Origin of the sequence: Ereboglobus sp. PH5-5 (assembly GCF_029504805.1) — a bacterium.
Lineage (GTDB): Bacteria > Verrucomicrobiota > Verrucomicrobiia > Opitutales > Opitutaceae > Ereboglobus.
This window is the reverse complement of the sequence record NZ_JAQFIT010000005.1, coordinates 97164-118014: the sequence shown is the minus strand read 5'-3', so window position 1 is coordinate 118014 and position 20851 is coordinate 97164. Positions and strand designations below refer to the sequence as shown.

General features: G+C 59.8%; 20 protein-coding genes. 5 read left to right on the top strand and 15 right to left on the bottom strand.

The genetic code is table 11. The annotated features are described in order from the left end of the window. Positions 1 to 3: 3 nt before the first annotated feature. From M2103_RS04590 to M2103_RS04545, 10 genes are all read right to left on the bottom strand, one after another. A complete protein-coding gene (locus M2103_RS04590; RefSeq protein WP_277509036.1) occupies positions 4 to 303 on the bottom strand; it encodes a PAAR domain-containing protein in 300 nt (99 codons plus the stop codon). 100 nt (positions 304 to 403) lie between these two features. Further along, positions 404 to 1237 (bottom strand): ion transporter, encoded by an 834-nt coding sequence (locus tag M2103_RS04585; protein WP_277509035.1) that lies wholly within the window; start codon positions 1235 to 1237, stop codon positions 404 to 406. 145 nt (positions 1238 to 1382) lie between these two features. Continuing rightward, on the bottom strand, positions 1383 to 2528 hold the full coding sequence (locus M2103_RS04580) for a hypothetical protein (protein ID WP_277509034.1): 1146 nt from the start codon (positions 2526 to 2528) through the stop codon (positions 1383 to 1385). 105 nt (positions 2529 to 2633) lie between these two features. After that, a complete protein-coding gene (locus tag M2103_RS04575) occupies positions 2634 to 4616 on the bottom strand; it encodes a type VI secretion system contractile sheath large subunit (RefSeq protein ID WP_277509032.1) in 1983 nt (660 codons plus the stop codon). A gap of 547 nt (positions 4617 to 5163) precedes the next feature. Further along, positions 5164 to 6138, bottom strand: a complete 975-nt coding sequence (locus tag M2103_RS04570; RefSeq protein WP_277509031.1) for an ABC transporter ATP-binding protein — start codon at positions 6136 to 6138, stop codon at positions 5164 to 5166. Continuing rightward, positions 6135 to 6764 (bottom strand): hypothetical protein, encoded by a 630-nt coding sequence (locus M2103_RS04565; protein ID WP_277509030.1) that lies wholly within the window; start codon positions 6762 to 6764, stop codon positions 6135 to 6137. The genes M2103_RS04570 and M2103_RS04565 overlap by 4 nt, the downstream gene beginning before the upstream one ends. 254 nt (positions 6765 to 7018) lie before the next feature. Further along, entirely contained in the window at positions 7019 to 8677 is a 1659-nt protein-coding gene (gene malQ, locus M2103_RS04560) for a 4-alpha-glucanotransferase (RefSeq protein WP_277509029.1), read from the bottom strand. A 179-nt stretch (positions 8678 to 8856) separates the two neighbouring features. Next, positions 8857 to 9414: an FKBP-type peptidyl-prolyl cis-trans isomerase gene (locus M2103_RS04555; protein WP_277509028.1), complete on the bottom strand. Its 558-nt coding sequence runs from the start codon at positions 9412 to 9414 to the stop codon at positions 8857 to 8859. 58 nt (positions 9415 to 9472) lie between these two features. After that, the gene (locus M2103_RS04550) at positions 9473 to 10162 is read right to left on the bottom strand and encodes a hypothetical protein (protein ID WP_277509027.1); all 690 of its coding nucleotides are present in this window, start codon (positions 10160 to 10162) and stop codon (positions 9473 to 9475) included. Between the two features lie 3 nt (positions 10163 to 10165). Beyond that, positions 10166 to 10438 carry a zinc ribbon domain-containing protein gene (locus M2103_RS04545; protein ID WP_277509026.1) on the bottom strand — a complete coding sequence of 91 codons (273 nt, stop codon included), beginning with the start codon at positions 10436 to 10438 and terminating at the stop codon, positions 10166 to 10168. Positions 10439 to 10636: 198 nt separating this feature from the next. On the opposite strand from M2103_RS04545, the gene M2103_RS04540 reads away from it, so the two are divergent. From M2103_RS04540 to M2103_RS04530, 3 genes are all read left to right on the top strand, one after another. After that, a complete protein-coding gene (locus tag M2103_RS04540; RefSeq protein WP_277509025.1) occupies positions 10637 to 11524 on the top strand; it encodes a polyprenyl synthetase family protein in 888 nt (295 codons plus the stop codon). A 29-nt stretch (positions 11525 to 11553) separates the two neighbouring features. Continuing rightward, positions 11554 to 11961 (top strand): protease inhibitor I42 family protein, encoded by a 408-nt coding sequence (locus tag M2103_RS04535; RefSeq protein ID WP_277509023.1) that lies wholly within the window; start codon positions 11554 to 11556, stop codon positions 11959 to 11961. A 75-nt stretch (positions 11962 to 12036) separates the two neighbouring features. Beyond that, positions 12037 to 12954, top strand: a complete 918-nt coding sequence (locus M2103_RS04530) for an endonuclease/exonuclease/phosphatase family protein (RefSeq protein WP_277509022.1) — start codon at positions 12037 to 12039, stop codon at positions 12952 to 12954. A gap of 93 nt (positions 12955 to 13047) precedes the next feature. Here the strand turns inward: M2103_RS04530 and M2103_RS04525 are convergent, their stop codons facing one another. The 4 genes from M2103_RS04525 to M2103_RS04510 form a co-directional block, all read right to left on the bottom strand. Continuing rightward, positions 13048 to 13428 carry an RNHCP domain-containing protein gene (locus tag M2103_RS04525; protein ID WP_277509021.1) on the bottom strand — a complete coding sequence of 127 codons (381 nt, stop codon included), beginning with the start codon at positions 13426 to 13428 and terminating at the stop codon, positions 13048 to 13050. A gap of 266 nt (positions 13429 to 13694) precedes the next feature. After that, positions 13695 to 15110, bottom strand: coding sequence for a DUF1343 domain-containing protein (locus tag M2103_RS04520; RefSeq protein WP_277509020.1), 1416 nt, complete (start codon positions 15108 to 15110; stop codon positions 13695 to 13697). 257 nt (positions 15111 to 15367) lie between these two features. Beyond that, positions 15368 to 16930 carry an RNA polymerase factor sigma-54 gene (gene rpoN, locus M2103_RS04515; RefSeq protein WP_277509018.1) on the bottom strand — a complete coding sequence of 521 codons (1563 nt, stop codon included), beginning with the start codon at positions 16928 to 16930 and terminating at the stop codon, positions 15368 to 15370. A 54-nt stretch (positions 16931 to 16984) separates the two neighbouring features. Then, complete coding sequence (locus M2103_RS04510) at positions 16985 to 17974, bottom strand: serine/threonine-protein kinase (RefSeq protein WP_277509017.1); 990 nt, start codon at positions 17972 to 17974, stop codon at positions 16985 to 16987. Between the two features lie 170 nt (positions 17975 to 18144). Here M2103_RS04510 and M2103_RS04505 point away from each other — a divergent pair, with 170 nt between their 5' ends. Then, on the top strand, positions 18145 to 18855 hold the full coding sequence (locus M2103_RS04505) for a MazG family protein (RefSeq protein ID WP_277509016.1): 711 nt from the start codon (positions 18145 to 18147) through the stop codon (positions 18853 to 18855). A 44-nt stretch (positions 18856 to 18899) separates the two neighbouring features. Beyond that, positions 18900 to 19844: a tyrosine recombinase XerC gene (locus tag M2103_RS04500; RefSeq protein WP_277509015.1), complete on the top strand. Its 945-nt coding sequence runs from the start codon at positions 18900 to 18902 to the stop codon at positions 19842 to 19844. A 33-nt stretch (positions 19845 to 19877) separates the two neighbouring features. Here the strand turns inward: M2103_RS04500 and M2103_RS04495 are convergent, their stop codons facing one another. After that, positions 19878 to 20765 (bottom strand): AraC family transcriptional regulator, encoded by an 888-nt coding sequence (locus M2103_RS04495; protein ID WP_277509013.1) that lies wholly within the window; start codon positions 20763 to 20765, stop codon positions 19878 to 19880. Between the last annotated feature and the right edge of the window lie 86 nt (positions 20766 to 20851).

Genomic DNA, 20851 nt, shown 5'->3' with positions numbered 1-20851 from the left:
CTGTCAGCCGCCGATGTTCACGGTGGGACAGCCAAGCGTGATGACTCCGCCGTGGGCGGTGTTGTCGCCCATGCGCGCGGCGGGCATTTTGCCGATCATGACTGTTGCGGAGCCTTTGATGATGCTGTCCGGGGGGCCGGTGCAGGTGCACATGTTGCCCACGGTGGCGGCGGGCATTTTGCCGATCATGACCGTGGGGCATCCGGGGCCGGTGATGGGGCCGCCGACGTGCGGGACGGGCGGCACGCCGGGTGTCACCATCGGGCAGGTGTGCATGTCTGTGAGTCGTGCGGCGAATGGCATGGTTGGAAAAAAGGCTGAAGGTCTGAAGGACTGAGGGGCTGAAGGTCGCGTTGGTGAGAGGTGAGTGTGCGGTCGTGTTTTAAAATGTGAATTAAGAAAATCAGCGCGCGGTGGTTTCTTTTTTCTTCTGTTTGGTTTGCTCCAGGATGGTTTGGTAGTTGGTGAGGACGGCGCCGACGAAGAGGTTGAGCAGAAGGAATGCAGCGAGGACATACCAGAGGACGTGGAAGCCGGTCACGACGGGGGGGCTGACATGGATGATGCCGTATTCGGAGGCCTTGACGAGGTTGTAGCGGATGTCGGTCCAGTCTTCGCCGGTGAGGAGGCGGAAGAGGGTGAACATGGATTCGCCGAGCGTGCCGTAGGGGTCGGGCGAACAGGATGGCGTGGGCGGCGCGACTTCGACGAGTTGCGCGTAGGCGGCGGCTTTTTCCGGGGGCAGGGTCGCGGGTTCGGGCAGGCGGAACATGGAGATGCCCAGGATGGCGAACAGATACATGAACGCAAAAAACACGACGGCGTTGCAGAGCAGCGAGCGGAGCGAACGCAGGAGCACGCTGACGATGAGGCGGATTTCGGCGGAAAGGCGAAGCAGGCGGAGCACCCGGAAAACACGCAGCACGCGCAACGCGAGCAACGTGAGGCCGTTGTCGAACGCCGTCTCGGGGATGTAGTTGATGACGAGCAGCGAGAAGTCGAAAATGTTCCAGCCGGAGGTGACGAATTCCTTGAGGCTCGTGCGCGCGAAAAAGCGGATGACAAACTCGATGGTGAACAAAACGAGTATGATGTTTTGAATCCTGTGAATGGTGTCGTTTGCCTGCAATTGATAGGTGTTCAGGCCTATGAAAAAGCAGTTCGCCAAAATGATGATGGCGACGGCGACCTCGAATGTGGTTCGGGCGATCAGGTTGCGGCAGAATTGTGAGATCATGTTCATTGAAAAGGACTGAAGTCCTGAAAGCCTGAAGGCTGAAGATTGGTTGGTGGTTGGGTGGTGATTTTAAAAGTGGTTGTTTTTTTTCGGCCTTCAGATTTGGCGGATTGTCGATATCGCTCGGAACAGGCTTTCAGGTTTTTCACCCGAGCGGGCATTGCGGACATTTTTTGGAGCCGGCTTTTTTGCCGGCGGATTTCGCGACCTCGCCAAGCGCGAAGGCGGAGGCAATCGGGCCGAAATTGGGCAGCGGCGGCACGTCGCCGAGTGGCGTGAGATCGAGGTTCCCGAGATCGACTGTTTCCATTAACCTGAGCGCGGGGAAAAATTGCGAGGCGGCCGCCCAGCTTTGGGCGTTGGCGGTCTGCTCGGGGGTGAGTGAGTCGGCGATTTGTTCACCAAACTCGACAAGGGGCTGCAGTGGCACGCCGACTTTGGCGATGAAGTTGGGCGGTGTGAGTTTCGCGAGGTCGAGTTTGAAATAGCTGGCGACGTTAGTGTTGGTTTGCGCGATGCTGAGCACCTGCATCATTGCGGGAAGCGCGGCCATGGCGGGCGCGGGCGGCTCGGGCGGGAGCTTGGCGAGGATTTTGAGCTTGTTGGCGATTTTGAGGACGGCGCCAGGTTTTTTCAGGTCAACATTCATCGCCTTGGCCAGGCGCGCGACAGTGGCGAGCGGCGCGAGTGGTTTGAGTTGCTCGAGGGGCAGGGGCGGGATGGTTGCGACAGTCTTCGTAATGACCTGGATCTTGGCGAGCGCGGCGGGGTCGAGCGGAGTGAGTTTGAGCGAAAGCATCGCCTTTGCCATGCGCATTTGCGTGACGACGGCGGAGACTTTTTGCATGATCGGCTGCGGAGGAGGCGGCATCGTGGCCAGCGTGGGAACGGCGAGCGGTATTTTCGCAAGGCCGAGGAGCGAGCCCTGCATTCTTGCTTCGAGCGCGGGGTCTTCAATGTTTGCACCGGTGGCCTGCTTAATGACGCGGATGACTGGCGTTACGCTTTCCATCCGGCCGATCTTCATGTGGTCGAACGGCAGGCGCGCGATCGCCTGGGGCACGCGCATTTTGTTTATGATGTTGAGTTTCGAGCGGATGAAGTTGTTTGCCGCCGAGGGGCCGGCCATGGTGAGGGGCGTGAGCGGGTCGAGTTTTGGGATGGGGATTTCGGGGAGCTCGGGCAGGAGAGGGATGAGTTTTTTCAACTGGTCGAGCATCTTCACGGGGCACACGCACGGGATGGTGGCGGCCCCGAGAAGATTGTCGGCGAGTGATGAGAAAAAGCCCATGTGGCGATTTTGGATTTTGGAATGCGGATTTTGGATTGGGCGCTGTCGCGCCATGTGCCGACTTAAAACGACTCAAGTCGGCACAAGTCGATGCAGGTCGGTGGTTCAGTTTTTCGGCACGCGGAGCGCCAGGGGCGCGTTGTCAACGGAGATGGAGTTGATGCGTCCGAGGCGGATGGAGTCGGAGTTCTTGATCGAGAGGATCGGTATGAAACCGGCGTTCGACACGGCGACGGCGGCGCGCTCGGTGAGCCACGCCTCGGCGCAGGGCATCATCTTCGACTCGCCTTTTTCCTTAAAGTGGAAAACGGGAATGTCGCCGAGCGTTTCGCCCGCGTCGAGGTCCATGCCCCAGCCCTTTTGCTTGAAGCGCTCAAGATACATGCGGGCAACAAGCACCGCGGGGCTCGCCCAGAGATATTGCTCGTGCTGGTCGGGCGACTCGATTTCCTCGAAGGGGAAGGGCGCGATGGGATCGGTCGTCTTGCCGTAGGGCAGGCGCATGAGGACGCGCGGCATGGCGAGCGCGAGGTAGGCGGCGTCCGGGCTTTCGCGGAGGGCCTTGAGCGCGGCGCCGATGTCGGTGTCCTTTGTTTTTGTCCAGTCGTCGGGATCGGGTTGCGTGGCGAAACTGGCGCAACCGAGCGCGAAGGGATGCCCCGCGGCGATGATTGGCGTCTGGTTCGCGGCGAAGACCGCTGCGAGTTTTTTGGTGCGCGCGAGATCGTCGGGCGAATCGCCGAAGGTGTGCATGCAAAACGCGGCCATCCACTGGTTTTCCGCGATGGTGTCGCGGATCATTTTGTGGAGCTCGGTCTCGGTCGGGTTGTCGCCGTTCTTGGTGAGGTCGAAGGCGATTTCCTCCTTCGAGACATCGTAGACGAGAAGTTTGATGCGGTCGCCGTCGTCGAAAAGGCGCACGAGCATGTCGATCGAGCGCCACGCGGATTCAAGCGCCTGGAAGCGCGGATTCGAGAGAATGGCGCGGAGGCGCACGGCGCACGCGGCGTCGAGCGCGGCGACGAGTTGTTGCTGGTGCGCGGTGGGGTTCTTGACGACGTTGTCGGCGACGGCCTGCTTGATGAGCGCCTCGACCGCCTGCGTGGCCGTGGACGCCTTTGCCGCCGGAGCCGCGCCTTTTTTGGCGGCGGGCTTTTTCTTGAGAAGGCGTTCGAGCGTTTGCTCGGTGGTCTCGCCGGGACGCGCGCCGGAGCTGCGGCGCGGGGCTTTCGGGAGCGGCGTGCCGAGGAGTTTCTGGAGTTGCGCGGCGGCCTTCGCGAGCGAGGCGGACGAGAGAAGCTGCGGACGCAGCGTGCGGAGATTCTGGATGCCGGGGAATTTTTTGTAGAACTGGTCGGGGTGGAAATCGTCGAGTTCGTTGAACGTGAGCTCGACCTTGGTGCCGGGCGCGCCGGGGTCCTCGATGGTGAGGGTCGGGGAAAGTTTTTCGTAGAGCTCGTCGTGCGAATCGAGATCGACGAGGTAGCCCTTGCGGTCGGCGAGCGGCTCGACAACGCCGCGGCTGACGCGTCCTGTGAAATCGCCGATCAGCGCGATGACGAGCGGCTGCTTCGAGCCTGGGTGCGCCTTCGGCGCGGAACGGACGCCGAGAGTGGCCGAGAGCGAAGGTTTCACGCCGGAGCCGGTGGAGGCTTTCGGTGCTTCGCGCGGCGGAGCGGCGGGCGCGGGAGAATCCTCATCCGAAGAATCAGACGAATCATCGAATGAAGAATCATCGGATGAAGAATCAGACGAATCATCGGATGACGATGCGGACGAATCGTCATCGCCACCGAGACCCGCGAGCAAGCTGTCGAGATCGGAGTCGCCGCCGGACGAGCTGTCGCTGTCGGAGGAGGACGACGACGATGAATCGTCATCACCGCCGAGTCCGGCGAGAAGGCTGTCGAGGTCGTCGTCGCTCGATTCGCTGTCGCCGGAGTCGGCGGAAGGCGTGTCGTCGCCGCCGAGACTTTTTAGGAGATCGTCGAGTGAAGTGTCGTCCGATGCGGAGGAGGATGCGGAATCGTCGCCGGAATCGCCGAGTTCGGCGAGGAGGTCTTCGAGTGATTTATCGTCGTCGCTCATAATGATGGATGGAAGGGTGGATTTAAGGCGCTCTGCAAAAGACTATTGGGAAAACACGCCCCTAGGTTGCGCACATATTTAAGGAGCTGAATCGAGGTCGTCGAGATTTGTTTATGTCATTGAGTTGTAAATGACTTGTGTTTGCGAAAAATTCTGCAGGGGAGCCGCCCGCCGGCCCCCCTGCAAGGGCCGCATCCACCCGCTTCCCTGTCGGGAAGTTCCATCGTGTGGCAGCCCTAAGTGGTGATTGAGGAAATTGCGTGTTGAGGAAATAGGTGAACACGGTTTGAGGAGGTTTTTCAGGTGGTGGGATGCCTGTAAAAAGCGACCGGCCGCAAATACCGTCAATGGGAAGGTAATTACAAACTTTGGATTTTTTTGTAATCACACGGCCTTGGCGCGACGCAGGCGAATGCGCGCGTGACAGGGTTTGCCGGGGAAATTTTCGATTTTCGAAATACCCCAAAGCCCGCACCGCCCGTAGTTCTCAGTGCGCTCGGCGAGCACGCCCTACCCGTTAAAAAACAAAACCATCTCGCAAATTGTGTTACTGCGAAGTAAAAAGCTCGGCGATCACGTCCTCAAGCGGGACGTCCTCAATGGTGATGTCCGCGACACTGCCGGCGGAAAGAATTTCCTGCGAAACGGCGACAATGTCCGCGGCGGGAACGCTGAGCGTGATGTGTCCGTCCTTGTCGCGCACGGCCTGTCCGTGGCGCGATGTCCAGTTTTCGGGAAACGCGCCGGGCTGGGGGAGGAATTTTATGATTTTGCCGCGGGCGCCGGAACCGGCCTCAAGGCGGTCGAGCGCGCCGTCGTAGATTTTTGTGCCGCGATGAATCACGATCACGCGGTCGCAGAGTTCCTGGATGTCGGCCATGTAGTGGCTCGTCAGCAGGATGGTGACATTGTGCCGGCGGTTGTATTCGCGCAAAAACTGGCGGACGGCTTTTTGCGAAACGACATCGAGCCCGATGGTGGGCTCGTCGAGAAAAAGGACGCGCGGGCGGTGGAGCAGGGCGGCGATGAGCTCCATTTTCATGCGTTCGCCGAGCGAGAGTTCGCGCACCATGACGTTGAGCTTGTGGCCGACGTCGAGCCGTTCGACGAGCTCATCGAGCGTGCTTTTGAAGCTGTCGGCGGGCAGGCCGTAGATGTGGCGCAGGAGCTGGAACGACTCGATGGCGGGCAAGTCCCACCAGAGCTGGTTTTTCTGCCCGAGCACGAGCGCGAAGATGCGCCTGTAGGCGGACTCGCGCCGCGTGGGATCAAAACCGGCGACGCGCGCCGAGCCGCTTGTCGGAAAAATGAGGCCCGAAAGCATTTTGAGCGTCGTGGTTTTTCCGGCGCCGTTGGGTCCGAGGAATCCGACAAACTCGCCCTCTGAAATGTCAAACGAAACATCTTTTGCGGCGGCGATCTCCTCGAAGTCGCGTTTAAACAACCCGTAAATGCCGCCCAGAAAGCCGGGCCGCTTTTTATAGGTGCGAAAGACTCGCGTGAGATTTCGGACTTCGATCATTTTGATACCGCAGAAGAGTCACTTGATGGAATAATTTCCACGTAAATAATTTTGCCGTTTTCGGCTTTGAGTGAAACTTGATCCGCTTTTTTTCGAATGACTTTGTGCGTCGCCGGATCGCGCAATTGCAATGTTACGCCAGTCCGCGCCTCAAACGTGATGACAAACGCATTTTCGTCCAATTTCACTTCTCCGGCATAGGGAATAAATGGAATGTAACTTGCGTGAGGCTTTCCATCAATTTCTATAACCGGTTGATTATAGTAAATTGAAAACACCGCCTCTTGCTTTAAAATTTTATCTGGAATACTAAAGCGAAAGAGGGCGCAGTATGCATTCGGAAACAACTCGACATTGGTTATGATGGTGGCCCCGTTGCCTTCATATTTAGGGCGGTATTCCTTGTCGTTGTATTTCAGCACCGGGTTTATTAGCTCGATCAGTCCTTCCGCTGTTTTTATACTTTTGGGAACAGGAACGGGGAGTTTTATTTCAAAATGCGTGTCTGATCGCGATTGTCCATACTGGGCAGGTTTTTGTTTCTTTTGAATTTTTATAAATTTATAATAGCCTGTGACGACAATTTTTTGGTGAGAGCATCCCACAGTAACATTTTCCTCCGTCATGGCGTAATGGGGTTCGACGACCAAATTCGCATGCAGGAACGCACATATAATACAATTTAATATGAGAAAATAGGATATGCGTTTTGTAGGGGCGCACCTTGCGTGCGCCCTCGTATGAGAAAGACGGTTTGCGTGCGTATCCACAACGCGGGCGGGCGCGAGAGCGCACGCAAGGTGCGCCCCTACAGGATCGCTTTTTTCAAAATGCTGTGTTTGCGCGGGCATTTATTATAATTGTCTGAAACTCGTTTCAGTCAGCGTCCGTAGAGCTCGCCGATTGATTTCAAATACCCCGCGCTTTCCCTGTGCAGTGTTTCCAGTTGTTGCGCGGTATAACGCCACTGCCAGTTGCCGGCGGCGACACCGGGTGTGTTAAAACGCGCCTCGCCGCCAAGGCTCATGAGGTCTTGCAGCGGGATGACGGCGAGGTTGCTCACGGAGGCGTAGGCGGAGCGCACGAAATCCCAACCGATTTCGCTGCCGTTGACGCGGAGGTAGCGGCGCACGTGATCGGCGGCGGATTCGTTGTCGGCGGCGCGATACCAACCGAGCGTCGTGTCGTTGTCGTGCGTGCCGGGATAAACGACGCTGTTGTGATGATGGTTGTGCGGCAGGTAGAGGTTGTCGGCTTGGCCGCCGAAGGCGAATTGCAGAATGACCATGCCGGGAAGCCCGGTGGCGTCGCGCAACTCGATGACCGAGGGCATAAGCTCGCCGAGATCCTCGGCGATGATTTTGGCGCGGGGCAGGGCGGCGCGGACTTTTTCGAAAAGGGCAAGGCCGGGACCCTGCTGCCATTCGCCGGTCTTGGCGGTCGGCGCGTCGGCGGGGATCGACCAGTAGGTGTCGAAGCCGCGAAAGTGATCGAGGCGCAGGACATCGCACAGCTCGAAGTTCACCGCGAGGCGGCGAATCCACCATGCGTAACCGGTGGCAGCGTGTTTTTCCCAGGCGTAGAGCGGGTTGCCCCAGAGTTGTCCGTCGGCGGAAAAATAATCGGGCGGCACTCCGGCGACGGCGAGCGGTTCGCCCGTGTTTTCGTCGATTTGAAAGAGTTCGGGATTTGCCCAGACGTCGGCGCTATCGCGGGCGACAAAGATGGGCGCGTCGCCGATGATTTCGATGCCGAGGCGCGCGGCCTTGGCGCGCACGCGGGCCCATTGGCCGTGGAAGAGGTATTGGAAAAACGCGTGGGCCTTGGCACGGGTTAAAACGTCCCGCGGCAGGGCGGCGGCGCGCGCTTTGTCATAAAAACGGATTTCCTCCGGCCAGCTCCACCACGGGAGCGGATTGTGATGCTCCTTGAGCGCTTGGAAGAGCGCGTAGGGTTCGAGCCAGTCGGCGTGCTTTTTCAGAAATTCGTCGTAATCACCGTAGGGAAGGGTGGTTGCGGCTGCGTGTGTGATGCTCGTTTTGTCGCTGAAGTTTTCGTAGGCGCGGTGCAGCGCCTTCCATTTGGCGGCGTAGAGCCAGCCGAAATCGACATGGTCGCGGGGCAGGGCGGTGAGCGGCGCGATGTCGGGGCTTTCGAGGAGCCCGTGTTTTTGCAGGACTTGCAGGTCGATGAGATACGGGTTGCCGGCGAAGGCGGAGAAACACTGGTAAGGTGAATCGCCGTAACCGGTCGGGCCGAGCGGGCAAACCTGCCAGTAGCGAAATCCGGCGTCGCCCAAAAACGCGAGCCACGGGTCGATGGCGTCGTCGCTGAGAACGCCGATGCCTTGCGCGCCCGGCAACGAGGTCGGGTGCATGAGCACGCCGGCGGCGCGTTGCGTGAGCCAGTTGAAGAGCGGTTCGCGAGAGCCTGATGCCGGGGCGATTATTCCGGAGCTGGCGGAAAGCAGCGAGGAGGTGTCGGCGCCCATTGGTCTGGCGGCGTCGGTTGAATGTTTGATGTTGGTGAAATCAGGCATCGGAAAACGGATGGTTCCTTGTGCGAATGGCGAAAGGAAACGCCTGAATAAAACAGGCGATGGCGAAATGAATCGAGTTTTGTTTTCTCCGCGCGCAACTCCCCTCGCGCGCTTCGGCATGGCTGACAAAACGCGAACTTTTCACCGGCGGCGTCTTTCGGCGCGCAAGCGCGCTTGCGTCAGTTTTTGACCGGTGGGACGTTGGTCACGGGACCGGTGTCCTTCTTTTTCGCGCGCGGCGCAATCGGGGTCTTCTCGATCTGGGTTTCCGGATCGGGTTTCACAACTTTCACCAATTCAACCTCAAAAACCAGGGTCGAGCGGCGCGGAATTTTCGGGGGGTCGCCGCGCGTGCCGTAGCCGAGTTCAAAGGGGATGATAAGGAGGCGTTTTTCCCCGACGCGCATCATCGGGATGCCTTCCTCCCAGCCTTCGATGACCTCGCCGCGGCCGACACGGAATGTGAACGGGTGATCGGCGCTGCGCGTCTGGTCGAAAACAGTTCCGTTGAGCAGCATGCCTTTGTAGAGAACGCTGACACGGTCGCCGCGCTCGGCTTTTTCACCAGTGCCGGTTTGCATGACGATTGTGCGCATGCCCGTGGAGGTGATTTGGGCGTCCGGCCAGGTTTTCTCAACGTATTCGAGATCGGCGGGCGGCAGCTTTTCGCGTTGCGCGTGGAGCGCGGCGGGCGTGGCTAGGATCAAAAGGGCGGCGAGTAATTTGAGCAAACGCATGTCGAAAGGTTTTTCTGCAGGCGCACTTTCTGGCGTCAATCCCCGGCTGTCAGCAATTTTATTCGTTCGTGTTTGAAATAATGATGCGCAATTCGCGTCCGGTGATTGTGACGCGCTCGATTTTTCTCCAAGCGGCGAGCGCCTCGCCGGGAGGTGTTTGGGATTGGAGCACTTTTGAAATGAGCCACGCGGTCGCGCCGGGAATGCGGTGCAGCGGCAGCGAGCCGGCGTGGGCCTCGCGCGGCGCATACATGATCACGCTGGGCAAGCCGGTGTCGGGATTGGCCGCGACGCGCTCAAAGTTGCCGCGCATCCGCATGAGCACCGTTCGTTTGCCGGCGGGCGTTTGCACGATGACGGGGGCGGCCACTTGCAGCAGATTGTCGCCGATGCGGAAGTCGAGTTGAGGGGCGGGCGCGGTCGTTCCGGAGCGGCGGGCTTGTCGTGCGCGCGAGCTCGCGGCGAACCAGGTGTTGAGCTCGTCCTCGCTCAATGTGATCACGCCCGGCGCGGCGGCGAGAAGCGCGGCGCGTTTGCGAATCCACGACGCGCCCTTGGCGCGATCCCGCGAACCTTGGGCGTAATAAACCTCGCGTGTGTTTTGCGGCGGGGACGAATCGCCCGGAATGATCGTGACCGGCTTGAAAACCAGGCAGGCGCAGGCGAGCGCGCCGCCCGCGATTAATGCGACGGCGGCAAGGATGACGTCAGGCCAGAGGCGGGAGGGGCGGGGGGAGGGCGAGGGCACGCGTTATTTTGATTTGCCGGCGTTTTTGCAGGCGCAGCTGTCGCACGCCTTTGTCTGCTTGGGCGCGGACTCGACGGGCGGCTTGCCTTTTTTTGTTTTGAAGTCGGTCTCGTAGAATCCCGTTCCTTTGAAGACAAAACCGGCGCCGGGGCCGATAAGCCGCTTGACGCCCGTTTTTTTGCACGACGGGCACTTGGTGAGCGGCTTGTCGCTCATCGACTGGAAGGCTTCAAATTCGAAGCCGCATTTCGGGCAGACGTAATCGTAGGTTGGCATAAAAAACCTCCTCTCATAGTAATTTTTTTGCGACATGCGAGCCGAGTGTTTGAGAGGGGCGCAAAAATGTTTTTTGCGTGAAAATTCGCGTGTCGAGGCGAATCGTGTGAATAGGCGTTTGCAAATTTGCCGGAGTGCCGGCATTGCGGGATCTGTTTTGACACGATAACGCAAACTGCAAGAACCGGATATCGCCCCATGGATTTCACAACAAAGCTCAACACCCACATCGCCCGCGTCGAGCAGGCAATTGACGGGCTCCTGCCCGCCGCCGCGGCGCGCCCGTCGCGTTTGCACGAGGCCATGCGCTACGGCATGCAGGCGGGCGGCAAGCGGCTGCGCCCCGTGCTGCTCCTTGCCGCGGCCGATCTGCGCGGCAATCCGCTCCACGATCCGGCTGCCGCGGCGGTTGCCGTCGAGTGCATTCACACGTATTCGCTGCTTCACGACGACCTGCCGTGCATGGACAACGACGACATGCGCAGGGGGCGCCCCACCGCGCACAAACACTATGACGAGGCCACGGCGTTGCTCGCGGGCGACGCGCTGCTCACGCACGCGTTTTTGCTCCTGGCGACGCACTACTCCGCCGACGCCGAGTTGTCGCGCGCGCTCGTGCGCGAGCTTGCCGCCGCCGCGGGCAGCGAGCAGCTCATCGGCGGACAAATGGAGGATTTGCTTGCCGAGAAAAAAGTCGACGCCACCGGCGAGCAGCTCGAATACATCCATCTCAACAAAACCGCGGCGATGATTCGCGCGTCGCTTGTCATGGGCGGCATGTGCGGCGGCCTGCTTTCCGAAAGCGAGCTTGACGCGCTTCGCGAACTCGGGCGCGAGCTTGGGCACGCGTTTCAGGTTGTTGACGACATTCTCGATTCGACGGCCGACAGCGCCACGCTTGGCAAGACCGTTGGCAAGGACGCGAAGTCGGGCAAGACGACCTACGTGCGCCTTTATGGAATCGAAGGCGCGCGCCGCCACGCCGAAACGCACACGCAGGCCGCGCTCGCCGCGCTCGCGCAGTTGCCCGGCGACACAACTTTCCTGCGCGACCTGATCACTTCGATGCTCGACCGGCGAAAATAATCGCCCGCACCCGCTTCAAAACTATTTCGATGAAAAAACTGACTTTGATAATTTCCATTGCCGCCGCCGCTCTCGCGCCGGGCGGATGCTCGAAATCCGCGCGCATGCCGCACCAGGTGAGTGTTGTGCAGAAAAATGACGAGCCCTCCAAGGATGCGACCATCGTTTTGGGCGATGTGCTCGTGATCGAGATGCCCGGCGACATGGCCGCGGGCTACATGTGGGAGTTGCGTCCGCTGCCCCCGGATGTGGCGGGAATGGCGCTGATTGAGGGACGGTATTCCAACCCGTCCGAAGCGGGCAAGCCGGGCAAGTTCACCTATCTGATGCGCACAATCCACATCGGCGAGCAGCCGCTCGAGTTTATCTATCGACACGCCGCCCAAAAAGACAGGCCGCCGGTGAAAACCTTCACGGTGAATGTGAGGATAAAGTGAGCGGGCCAAAGCCTCCATCTGGCAAACCGCCCCAGGCAACCTCAGCCTTCGCTTCGAAACAATTCCCTTAATATCATGACAAACCAAAAAAAATGCCCCCTCATAATCGCAATCGCACTGACTTTCTCGATACTTTCGGGATCGATTTGGGCGCAGGCTTCCGGCGAATTCGCGCTTCGCAAGAGGCGGACGACCGACGGCTTCAGGGTCGTCACCGCCAATGTGCGGCAAATGATGAAGGATGACTACAAAACAGGCAACGGCTGGGACCAAAGGAAGGACATCTGCCGCGATGCCATCATGGCCCAAAACGCGGACATTTATTGCATTCAGGAAAATCGCGCGGCCATCACCGATTACCTGATGAAAGCCATGCCCGGCTTCACGCTTTCCAACACCATTTACCGCTCGAAGCAGCCCATAAACCCCATCATGTATTCGACGAAGCGTTTCAAAAAAATGAACGAGGGCGGTTTCTGGCTCTCACCCACGCCGGATGTTGAGAATTCCATATTCGAAGGCGGCACGCGCCGCGTGGCAAACTGGGTGTTGCTGAAGGACAAAGTCACCGGGAAACAGCTGTGCGTTATCAACGCGCACCTGCAGCACGACTCCGATTCCGTCCGCATGTTGCAGATGGATGTGATGCTTGATTTTGCGAAGACTCTCCCGCCCGGCACGGCCGCGTTTATGACGGCTGACTTTAATTGCGGCATGAATTCCGGCCCCATGAAAAAAACCACGGCGGCAGGCTGGGCTGACAGTTACGCGGTTGTGCACGGCCCCGCCGAGCCGGGCGCGACCTTCCATGGTTTTCGCGGAACTGAAGGCGAGAAGAAGCGGGTGAAGATCGATCACATTCTCATCAACAAGTTCCTCAAGCCCGTCGCCGCCGAAATCAGCAAGGACAGCCGCCTCGTCGATGGCGTCCGGCGCTATCCGAGCGACCATTATTTTGTTTCCGCGGAGTTGGTTTACGCGGGCAAGCGGTGAGCGGTTAAGGCTGATTGAGAGAATGATTTTGCGAGGGGGTTAACAGGATGCGCGGAGCCCCGGTTTCGGGTGCCCCGCGCATCCCGTTCCCAATCATATTGGGAATGGCGATAGTTTGAGCGGACGCACGGCGAGCCCTAGCAACTCCCGTTCGCTGTCGTCGCCGGCGATCCGGTTTATGTGGACGACGAAGCAGGTTTTGCATTGGTGCACGATCAGCCATTCTCCATCGGGGCACGCGCTCACGGCGATGGGCTCCATTCCTCCATGACAATCCGAGTTTCGGTCGCCCGGTTTGTCGTCGAGGTGGATGCTCCAGAGGCACCACGGGCAGTGGTTGCGATGCCGCGTGCCCGGCGCGTTAAGTGAAAATTCGCCTCCGCAATGGCGGCATTTTAGCCATGCGGCTGGCGATGAATGACAAATGTGTTGTTTCGACCGACGACGATGCGACGGATCAGTAAAATGAGACATAGGTGTGAAAAACACCCCGGCGGCAATAAACCGGAGCCGCCTTGCGGCAGGCTCCCTTACCTATGTTTACACGCCACTGATCCACTTTGCGGAGCGGGACGCCATGGTTGCCGGGGCATAACCAAGCCTTCTCTCGCTCACAGTGTTCACCAGTGCGCGTGTATTACTTTGCAGACTCACCTGAATTATTTGTCATGAGTCACCAACCGTGCGCATTCGCGAATGGCAGTCAAGATCGGGAAACGCCGCGGAGAAAATCGCGGGCATTAATTATAAAGCCAAAACTGACGGCTCGCGCCTTGGAATTTCAGGCATTCGCGGTGCCATGCGCGGAGGAATAGGTTGACGTCGATGCTGGCGCCGTCCTTTACGATGGTGTTCCACCACCAACGGCTGCCGGTGTGGATGTTGAAGCTGCGGGCGGAGGCGGGGCTGGCGGCTGCAAAGGGGTTTTGCGCATTGTAAGCACAGGCGAGGCGCATGAGGTGGAAGCTGAGCTCGGTCGGACGCCAGGAATCCCAATCGGTCACTTCCACAAAAATACCGTCGCCCTTGGGCGAGCCGTTGGGGGCGGTGAGGGTGATTTTGCGGAAACCGAGGCCGGGGGTCTTGAGCGCGTTGAGATCGCGCAAGAGCAAATTGACGGAGCGCGCCTTGTGGGAGAGTCCCCGGAATGGGAATTGCGTGCCAATGCCATGCTTAAAGCCGCCAATCTGGCAGCCGAGGCCGGTCATGGCATAGCCGACGCAGGCGTGGAAATCGCGGATGTAGGGCGAGGTGGGCACGAAGCGCAGGCCGGTTTCGGGCCAGCGCATGGCGCGCCGCCAACCGCGCATGGGGACGACGGTGAGGCGGCCTTTGATGTTGGCGGAGACGTCGAGCCAGCCGGGGGTGCCGACTGTCATGCGGGCGAGTTCGGCCATTGTGAGTCCGTGGACGTAGGGGATGGGCATTTGTCCGACGCCGCTGAAGAGGGTTTTGTCGAGGATGGGCCCGTCAACCTTGAGGCCGCCGAGGGGATTGGGGCGGTCGAGGACGATGACTTCGACGCCGTGCTCGAAACAGGCTTCAATGGCGTATTTCATGCAGACGGAAAAAGTGTAGGAGCGCACGCCGATGTCCTGCATGTCGATGACGAGCGCGTCGAGGCCCTTGAGTTGCTCCTTGGTGGGGCGGCGGTTTTTGCCGTAGAGGGAATAGGCGGGGAGGCCGGTGCGCTTGTCGATGGTGTCGGCGATGTTTTGGCTGGCGGGCGCGTTGCCATAGATGCCGTGCTCGGGGCCGAAGAGGGCGACGAGTTTAGCGTTTTTAGCGCGGAGGAGAACGTCGATTGTGCTAACGCCGTGGCGGTTGACTCCGGCGGGGTGGGAGAGGAGGCCGATGCGTTTGCCGGCGATCTGTCGGAAGCCCTCGGCTTCAAGCACGTCGATGCCGAGCATGATGGCGGGCGAGGTGTCGCGCGGAATGACGGGTGACGCGGCGTTCGCGGGCGTGATTGGTGTTGCGGGGCGTTGAGGGGAGGGCGCGGTGATGACCGGTGTTTGCGTGGTCGTGGCGGGCGAGATGCGCGTGTCGGCGGGCGTGGGTTCGGAGGTGCAGCCTGCGAGTCCGAGGATGGCGACGAGGGTTGCGAGGAACGGGAGGAGCGGTGGAACCGGGTGTTTGCTGACGAGACTGCGCATGAGTGACGGTCACTGTGCGAGCGCGCGCGGATTCGTCGAGCGATTATGCGAAAAAGTTGTTCGCAGTGTGTTTTAATCGCGGAAACGCTGAAGAGCGGAAGGCGCGGAAAAGAATCAAACACGGGGGGCTCAATCTCGTGTGTTGATGATTCGGTGATCAATGATTTCCAGCGACATTTTTCTCCATGAGTTTCCGTCGAAATCATGGTTTGCGGAGCAAGACATTTCCGCCCTTTCGCGTTTCCGCGATTAGTTTTTTATCCGGTGTAGTCGCGGCGGAGGTTGCTGGGGAGGATGTTCAGTTCCTCGCGATATTTCGCCACGGTGCGGCGGGCGATTGTGATGCTTTTTTCGGCGAGTTTTTCGACGAGGTCCTGGTCGCTGAGGGGGTGCGCGCGATCCTCGACGGCAATGAGATCGGCGATCATTTCCTTCACACTTGTGTTTGATACGGCGGCGCCGTCGCCGGCTTGGTAGCCGGACGTGAAAAAGTATTTGAACTCGAATGTGCCGTGCGGGGTTTTGATGTATTTGTTGGCGATGGCGCGGCTGACGGTTGTCTCGTGCACGCCGACGATGCCGGCGATTTGGGTCATGGTGAGAGGTTTTAGCTTGGAGACGCCCTCCTCGAAAAACTCGCGCTGGATTGTCAATATCTCGCGCGTGATGCGCTCGATGGTTTGCTGGCGTTGCTCGATGGAGTTGATGAGGAATTTGCCGGAGTGAATGCGTTCCTGGATGTAGTCGCGCTCTTGTTTGGTGAGGCCGCCCTTGGCGATGAGCTGGCGGTAGGTGTTGGAGATTCGGAGCCGGGGGATGTAGTCGTTGTTGAGCTCGATTTTCCATTCGTCGCCGTCCTTGGTGACGGTGACGTCGGGGATGACGACGCGATTGCTGTCGTGGGCGAAACGGCGTCCGGGAGCGGGGTCGAGCGCGCCGATTTCCGCGATGGCTGCCTGCACATCGTCGGCGGGGACGGCGAGCTTTCGCGCAAGTTCGGGGATGCGGCGGCGTGTGAGAAGGTCAAAGTGGTCGCGAATGATGCTCGCGGCGAGGCTGTCCGCGCGGTTTTTGGCGGCGAGCTGAATGAGGAGGCATTCCTGGATGTTTTCACCACCGATGCCTGTGGGGTCGAATGTTTGAAGGAGGCGGTGGGCTTTCTGGACGGCGTCGAGGGGAAGGCCGGTTTGGAGGGCGATGTCGTTGGGGGATTGGGTGAGGTAGCCGCGATCGTCGAGCGAACCGATGAGATAGTTAAGAGCCTCGGTGGTTTGGGGCGAGCGGTCGGCGAGGTCGGCTTGTTCGCGTAGGTGTTCCTGCAGGGAGGTTTCGGCGGTGATGGATTCGAGAAAGTGCTGGCGCTTTTCGGCGTCGTCGGAGGTGTAGGGCTGGGCGCCGCCGGCGTTGGCCATGTGGTCGTGCCAGTCCTGGTCGAGTTTTTGGAGAATTTCGTATTCCTTGCCGTTGGAAAAATCGAGGGCTTCGGGACGGGAGTTGTCGTCCGGAGTGTCGTCGGCGGGGAGGATGTGCGTGGTGGCGTCGTCGCTGCCGGGGTCGTCGGAATTGGGGCGGTCGATGGTGTTGTCCCCGGCGGGATCGTCGCGATTGGCGGCGTCCTCGGCGGCGCGCTCTAGCGAGATGGAGCCGGTGTCGTTGGCGAGTTCCTCCAGGGTGGGGTTGGACTGGAGTTCCTCCTGGATGACTGAGCGGAGATCAAGGGCGGCAACCTGGAGGATTTTTAAGGACTGGCGGAGCTGGGGCGCAAGAACGAGGTTTTGCGTCTGGCGTTGCTGGAGTCCTTGGTTGAGGTTGCCGCTCATGTGGGAATATGCGGAGTGCGGAAATACCCGGTGCGTGGCGCGATTTTTTGCGGGTTATCGTTGATGCAAACCCGTGCGCGGGGGCAGGGGGGATCGCGTGCCGGGCAGCGTGTAGTTCATGATTTTTTTGATATAAACGCCGAGCTTTTCGTTGGTGGGGCCGTAGCGGTCCGAGTAAAGATAAAGCTCGAGGTCGGTGAGCATTTGCTCGGCGGTTTGGTAGCGTTTTTCGCGATCACGATGGAGGGCTTTTTGTATGATTACCTCGAGACGCTCGTCGATGTCGGAGCGGAGGGTTGCGAATTTGGGGATGGGCATCGAGAGGATGTTGCGTCGCGATTCGAGGCGGTCGGCGGAGCGGAAGATGTTTCGTCCGAGGAGGAGCTCGGTGAGGACGATGCCGAGGGGGAAGAGGTCGGCGCGCGCGTCGGTGACGACGTAGGTGGCTTGCTCGGGCGAGAGGTATTCGTCCTTGCCCGCGATGACCTTGCCTTCCTCGTTATACATAAGGTCGAGGGCTTTCGCGATGCCGAAGTCGGTGAGCTTCACGTCGCCTTCGAGGGTGAGGAGAATGTTTTTCGGGCCGATGTCGCGGTGGACGATTTTCAGGGGGCGCCCGTCGTTGTCGGTTTTGCCGTGGGCGTAGGCGAGGCCGCGGGCGACGCGGGAGATGATGAAGACGGCGATGTCTATGGGGATGTGCTGGCGGAGGTGATGGTGGCGCTCGATGAGTTGCTCAAGGTGCGGGCCGCGAACAAACTCCATGACCATGTAGTAGAGACCGCTGCCGGTTTTGCCGAGGTGGTAGGTTTGGACGATGTTGGTGTGGATGAGGTCGGCCACGAGGCGCGCCTCGCCGATGAAGTTTTTTTGAAATTCGGGGATGGCGGAATACTCCTCGCGAATGACCTTGAGCGCGACGTTCTTCGAGAAATTGCCCGCGCCCCGCTGGGCCGCCTCATAGACGATGCCCATGCCGCCTTCGGCGATTTTGCGCAGGATGTCGTAGCGCAGCTCGGTGGAGATTTGTTTGAGGTTCTGCATGAGTGTTAAGAAAAGAGGGTTTTGGACTCTGGCAAGTGATGAAAGGAGAATCTAGCACGAAACATGCTGCATGGTCGCGCGGGCGCCGGATTGCGCGGTGATTTGGTATTTGCGAGGGAAGTGTGTTTTTGTCGTTTGAAATCGGCGCGCGCGCGAGTATCAATCCCAACATGAGCGAACCCAGCGAAATCGAAAAACTAAAACGCACAATGGCGCGCCTGCGCGAGCCGGGCGGATGCCCTTGGGACCAGGAGCAGACGCATGCCACGCTCGCGCGCTGCCTTATCGACGAAACGAGCGAGCTGCTTGAGACAATCGACCGCGGCGACATGGATCACATGCGCGAGGAGCTGGGCGACGTGCTCATCCAGGTTGTGTTCCACTCGCGCCTCGCCGAGGAGCGCGGGTTGTTCGACTTCGAGGATGTGGCGCGCGACATAAACGAAAAACTCATCCGGCGCCATCCGCATGTGTTCGGCTCCGACAACGGCGGCGTGGACACGCCGGACAAGGTCGTCACGCAATGGGACCAGATCAAGTTGCGGGAAAAGGCCGCCAAGGGGATCGACACGACCAGGGAGAAACTTTTTAAGGACCTGCCGCCGCGCCTGCCCGCGCTCATGTTTGCCGAGACGGTTTGGAAACAAATCGAAAAGAAAAAACTTCCTCACGGGGACATTGTCGATGCCTCGCGCGTAAACGAGATCGCCTCCCGGCTCGACGAGGCGGCGCTCGGCAGGATGCTTTTCGAGATCGCCGCCGCCGCCCGCCAGCGCGGGCTTGATCCGGAGGGCGCGTTGCGGTTGCACGCGACGGGGGTGATGGACGCGGTGGAGGAGAAACTCGCGAATTCTGGAATCACAAAAAACGCCGGCGCTTGATTGCCGTTTCTTGGGATTTCCAGGCTTGAGATTTGATCCGCGCGATGAACCAACTCCCGCCCATCCCCGATGCCATCGCCCGCGACTGGCTTGCGCCGTTTCTCGATTTTCTAGTCAAGGAGCGCCGCTACTCGCGCTACACGGTGCGCAACTACCGGCAGGCGTTCGAGGATTTCTGGCGCTGGATTGAAGGCGCGAAACTGGCGCGCGGTGACGATACCTTCGCGGCGCTCAACGCGCGCGATGTGCGCGACTTTGTAATCGAGTCGCAAGCGCGCTTTGATCGAAAGACGCTGCACAATCATGTGTCGGGCTTGCGCGCGTTTTACAGGTATTGGATGCGCCAGGGACGGCTTGCGGCGAATCCGTTCACGGGTGTGCCGTTGCCGAAAGTTGAAAAACGCCTGCCCAAATTTCTCACCGAGGAACAAATGCGCCGCCTGCTCAACGGGCCCATGCTCCTGCTCGAAAACGAGACGATCGATCCGTTCATGGCGTGGCGCGACCGGCTTGCGATGGAACTGCTTTACGGGGGCGGATTGCGCGTGAGCGAACTCGCGGCGCTCAATTATGGAGACATTGATTTTGAGAGCGGAGTCGCCCGCGTTCTGGGCAAGGGAAACAAGGAGCGCCTTTGCCCGCTGGGTCGCGTGGCGATGGCGGTGTTGAATAAATTTCGCGCCGGTTTCGCGCAGGGAAAAACGCCGGGATCGCCCGTGCTCGTGACAAAGGGCGGCGCGCGCATAACGGTGCGCGAGGTGCAGTTGTTGTTGAAGCGCTATCTCGCGCTGGCCGACTTGCCGCTGGAGATTTCGCCGCACAAGCTGCGCCACAGCTACGCCACGCACTTGCTCAACGCGGGGGCGAACTTGCGGCTCGTGCAGGAGTTGCTCGGCCATGCGAGCCTGAGCACGACACAAGTTTACACGCATGTGAGCGTGGCGCGCTTGCGTGACATCTATAAAAAAGCCCATCCTCGGGCGACGTAACATGGCGGCGATTCCGCGGCGCAGGCGAAGGGGTTATTTTTTCTTCCTCTGGCTTGTCTGCAATTTCACATGGCCGCCCTTGCGGTAGTTCAGGGGGGCGACACCGTAGGCGGTGTGGAAGGCGCGGCTGAAGGTGTAGACCGACGAGAAACCGCACATCTCGGCGATTTCCGTCACACGGCGCGTGCTCAGGCGCAGGAGGCCGCGCGCTTTTTCCAGGCGCACGCGGCGCAGGTGTTTTCCCAGGCTCACACCGCACGATTCGCGGAAGCGCGCGCGCAGATGGCTCACGCTGATTCCGAGAGTCGAGGCCATCACCTTCACGTTTGGCGGCTGCGCCTTGTCCTCGACGATTTCGTTGACCCTGGTGAAGAGGCCCGGCGCGAGCGTGGGCTTGGCGCGGCGTTGCGAGGCGGGTTTCGTCTGCCGGATGTGCGCGAGCAGGAGCGAGAGTTGCAGCGTGATGAGGTCGTTGGCAGAGGGGCCGGTTTTTAAGTAGGTCGCGACCAGTTCCGTCGCGAGTGATCGCATCGCGGGCGAGATCGCGAACGGCTGGTAGCGCAACGCCTGCATCGTCCCGTCGTCCACAAGGTCGAACGTGATGAACAGCCATTGCAGCGTCTCGTCGCCGGGGTTTGTGTAGTCGTGAAATTGAAACGGAAACACCATCAGGCCCTCGCCTTCGTTTAATGTGATTTCGCGGTCGTCCACGCGCACGGTCACTCCCGTTTGAAGCGCGAGCATGAGCACGAAACGGCGGTGCAGCGCGCGTCCGCGTTGGGGCTGGTTGAGGGCGGAGGCCTCGCGCCGGCCAAAACAAATGATGTTTTCGGGCAGGTTGAGCGGCACCGTCCGGCGTCCGCGCAGCGGGTGCTTCGGCGACGGAAGCAGGGCGATCATTTTTTTAAGATCGGGAGTCATAATGCGGAATAGGGCAGGGAGTAGGGCGAAGCCTCCGGCTGAGTCGAAATTATGTAACGATATTCAAATTGTCGCGGCTCACCCGG

Excerpts from the sequence above, each read along its gene's own strand:
- M2103_RS04590 (WP_277509036.1), bottom strand. The coding sequence starts at position 303 with ATGCCATTCGCCGCACGACTCACAGACATGCACACCTGCCCGATGGTG.
- M2103_RS04585 (WP_277509035.1), bottom strand. The coding sequence starts at position 1,237 with ATGATCTCACAATTCTGCCGCAACCTGATCGCCCGAACCACATTCGAG.
- M2103_RS04580 (WP_277509034.1), bottom strand. The coding sequence starts at position 2,528 with ATGGGCTTTTTCTCATCACTCGCCGACAATCTTCTCGGGGCCGCCACC.
- M2103_RS04575 (WP_277509032.1), bottom strand. The coding sequence starts at position 4,616 with ATGAGCGACGACGATAAATCACTCGAAGACCTCCTCGCCGAACTCGGC.
- M2103_RS04570 (WP_277509031.1), bottom strand. The coding sequence starts at position 6,138 with ATGATCGAAGTCCGAAATCTCACGCGAGTCTTTCGCACCTATAAAAAG.
- M2103_RS04565 (WP_277509030.1), bottom strand. The coding sequence starts at position 6,764 with ATGACGGAGGAAAATGTTACTGTGGGATGCTCTCACCAAAAAATTGTC.
- malQ (WP_277509029.1), bottom strand. The coding sequence starts at position 8,677 with ATGCCTGATTTCACCAACATCAAACATTCAACCGACGCCGCCAGACCA.
- M2103_RS04555 (WP_277509028.1), bottom strand. The coding sequence starts at position 9,414 with ATGCGTTTGCTCAAATTACTCGCCGCCCTTTTGATCCTAGCCACGCCC.
- M2103_RS04545 (WP_277509026.1), bottom strand. The coding sequence starts at position 10,438 with ATGCCAACCTACGATTACGTCTGCCCGAAATGCGGCTTCGAATTTGAA.
- M2103_RS04540 (WP_277509025.1), top strand. The coding sequence starts at position 10,637 with ATGGATTTCACAACAAAGCTCAACACCCACATCGCCCGCGTCGAGCAG.
- M2103_RS04535 (WP_277509023.1), top strand. The coding sequence starts at position 11,554 with ATGAAAAAACTGACTTTGATAATTTCCATTGCCGCCGCCGCTCTCGCG.
- M2103_RS04530 (WP_277509022.1), top strand. The coding sequence starts at position 12,037 with ATGACAAACCAAAAAAAATGCCCCCTCATAATCGCAATCGCACTGACT.
- M2103_RS04525 (WP_277509021.1), bottom strand. The coding sequence starts at position 13,428 with ATGTCTCATTTTACTGATCCGTCGCATCGTCGTCGGTCGAAACAACAC.
- M2103_RS04520 (WP_277509020.1), bottom strand. The coding sequence starts at position 15,110 with ATGCGCAGTCTCGTCAGCAAACACCCGGTTCCACCGCTCCTCCCGTTC.
- rpoN (WP_277509018.1), bottom strand. The coding sequence starts at position 16,930 with ATGAGCGGCAACCTCAACCAAGGACTCCAGCAACGCCAGACGCAAAAC.
- M2103_RS04510 (WP_277509017.1), bottom strand. The coding sequence starts at position 17,974 with ATGCAGAACCTCAAACAAATCTCCACCGAGCTGCGCTACGACATCCTG.
- M2103_RS04505 (WP_277509016.1), top strand. The coding sequence starts at position 18,145 with ATGAGCGAACCCAGCGAAATCGAAAAACTAAAACGCACAATGGCGCGC.
- M2103_RS04500 (WP_277509015.1), top strand. The coding sequence starts at position 18,900 with ATGAACCAACTCCCGCCCATCCCCGATGCCATCGCCCGCGACTGGCTT.
- M2103_RS04495 (WP_277509013.1), bottom strand. The coding sequence starts at position 20,765 with ATGACTCCCGATCTTAAAAAAATGATCGCCCTGCTTCCGTCGCCGAAG.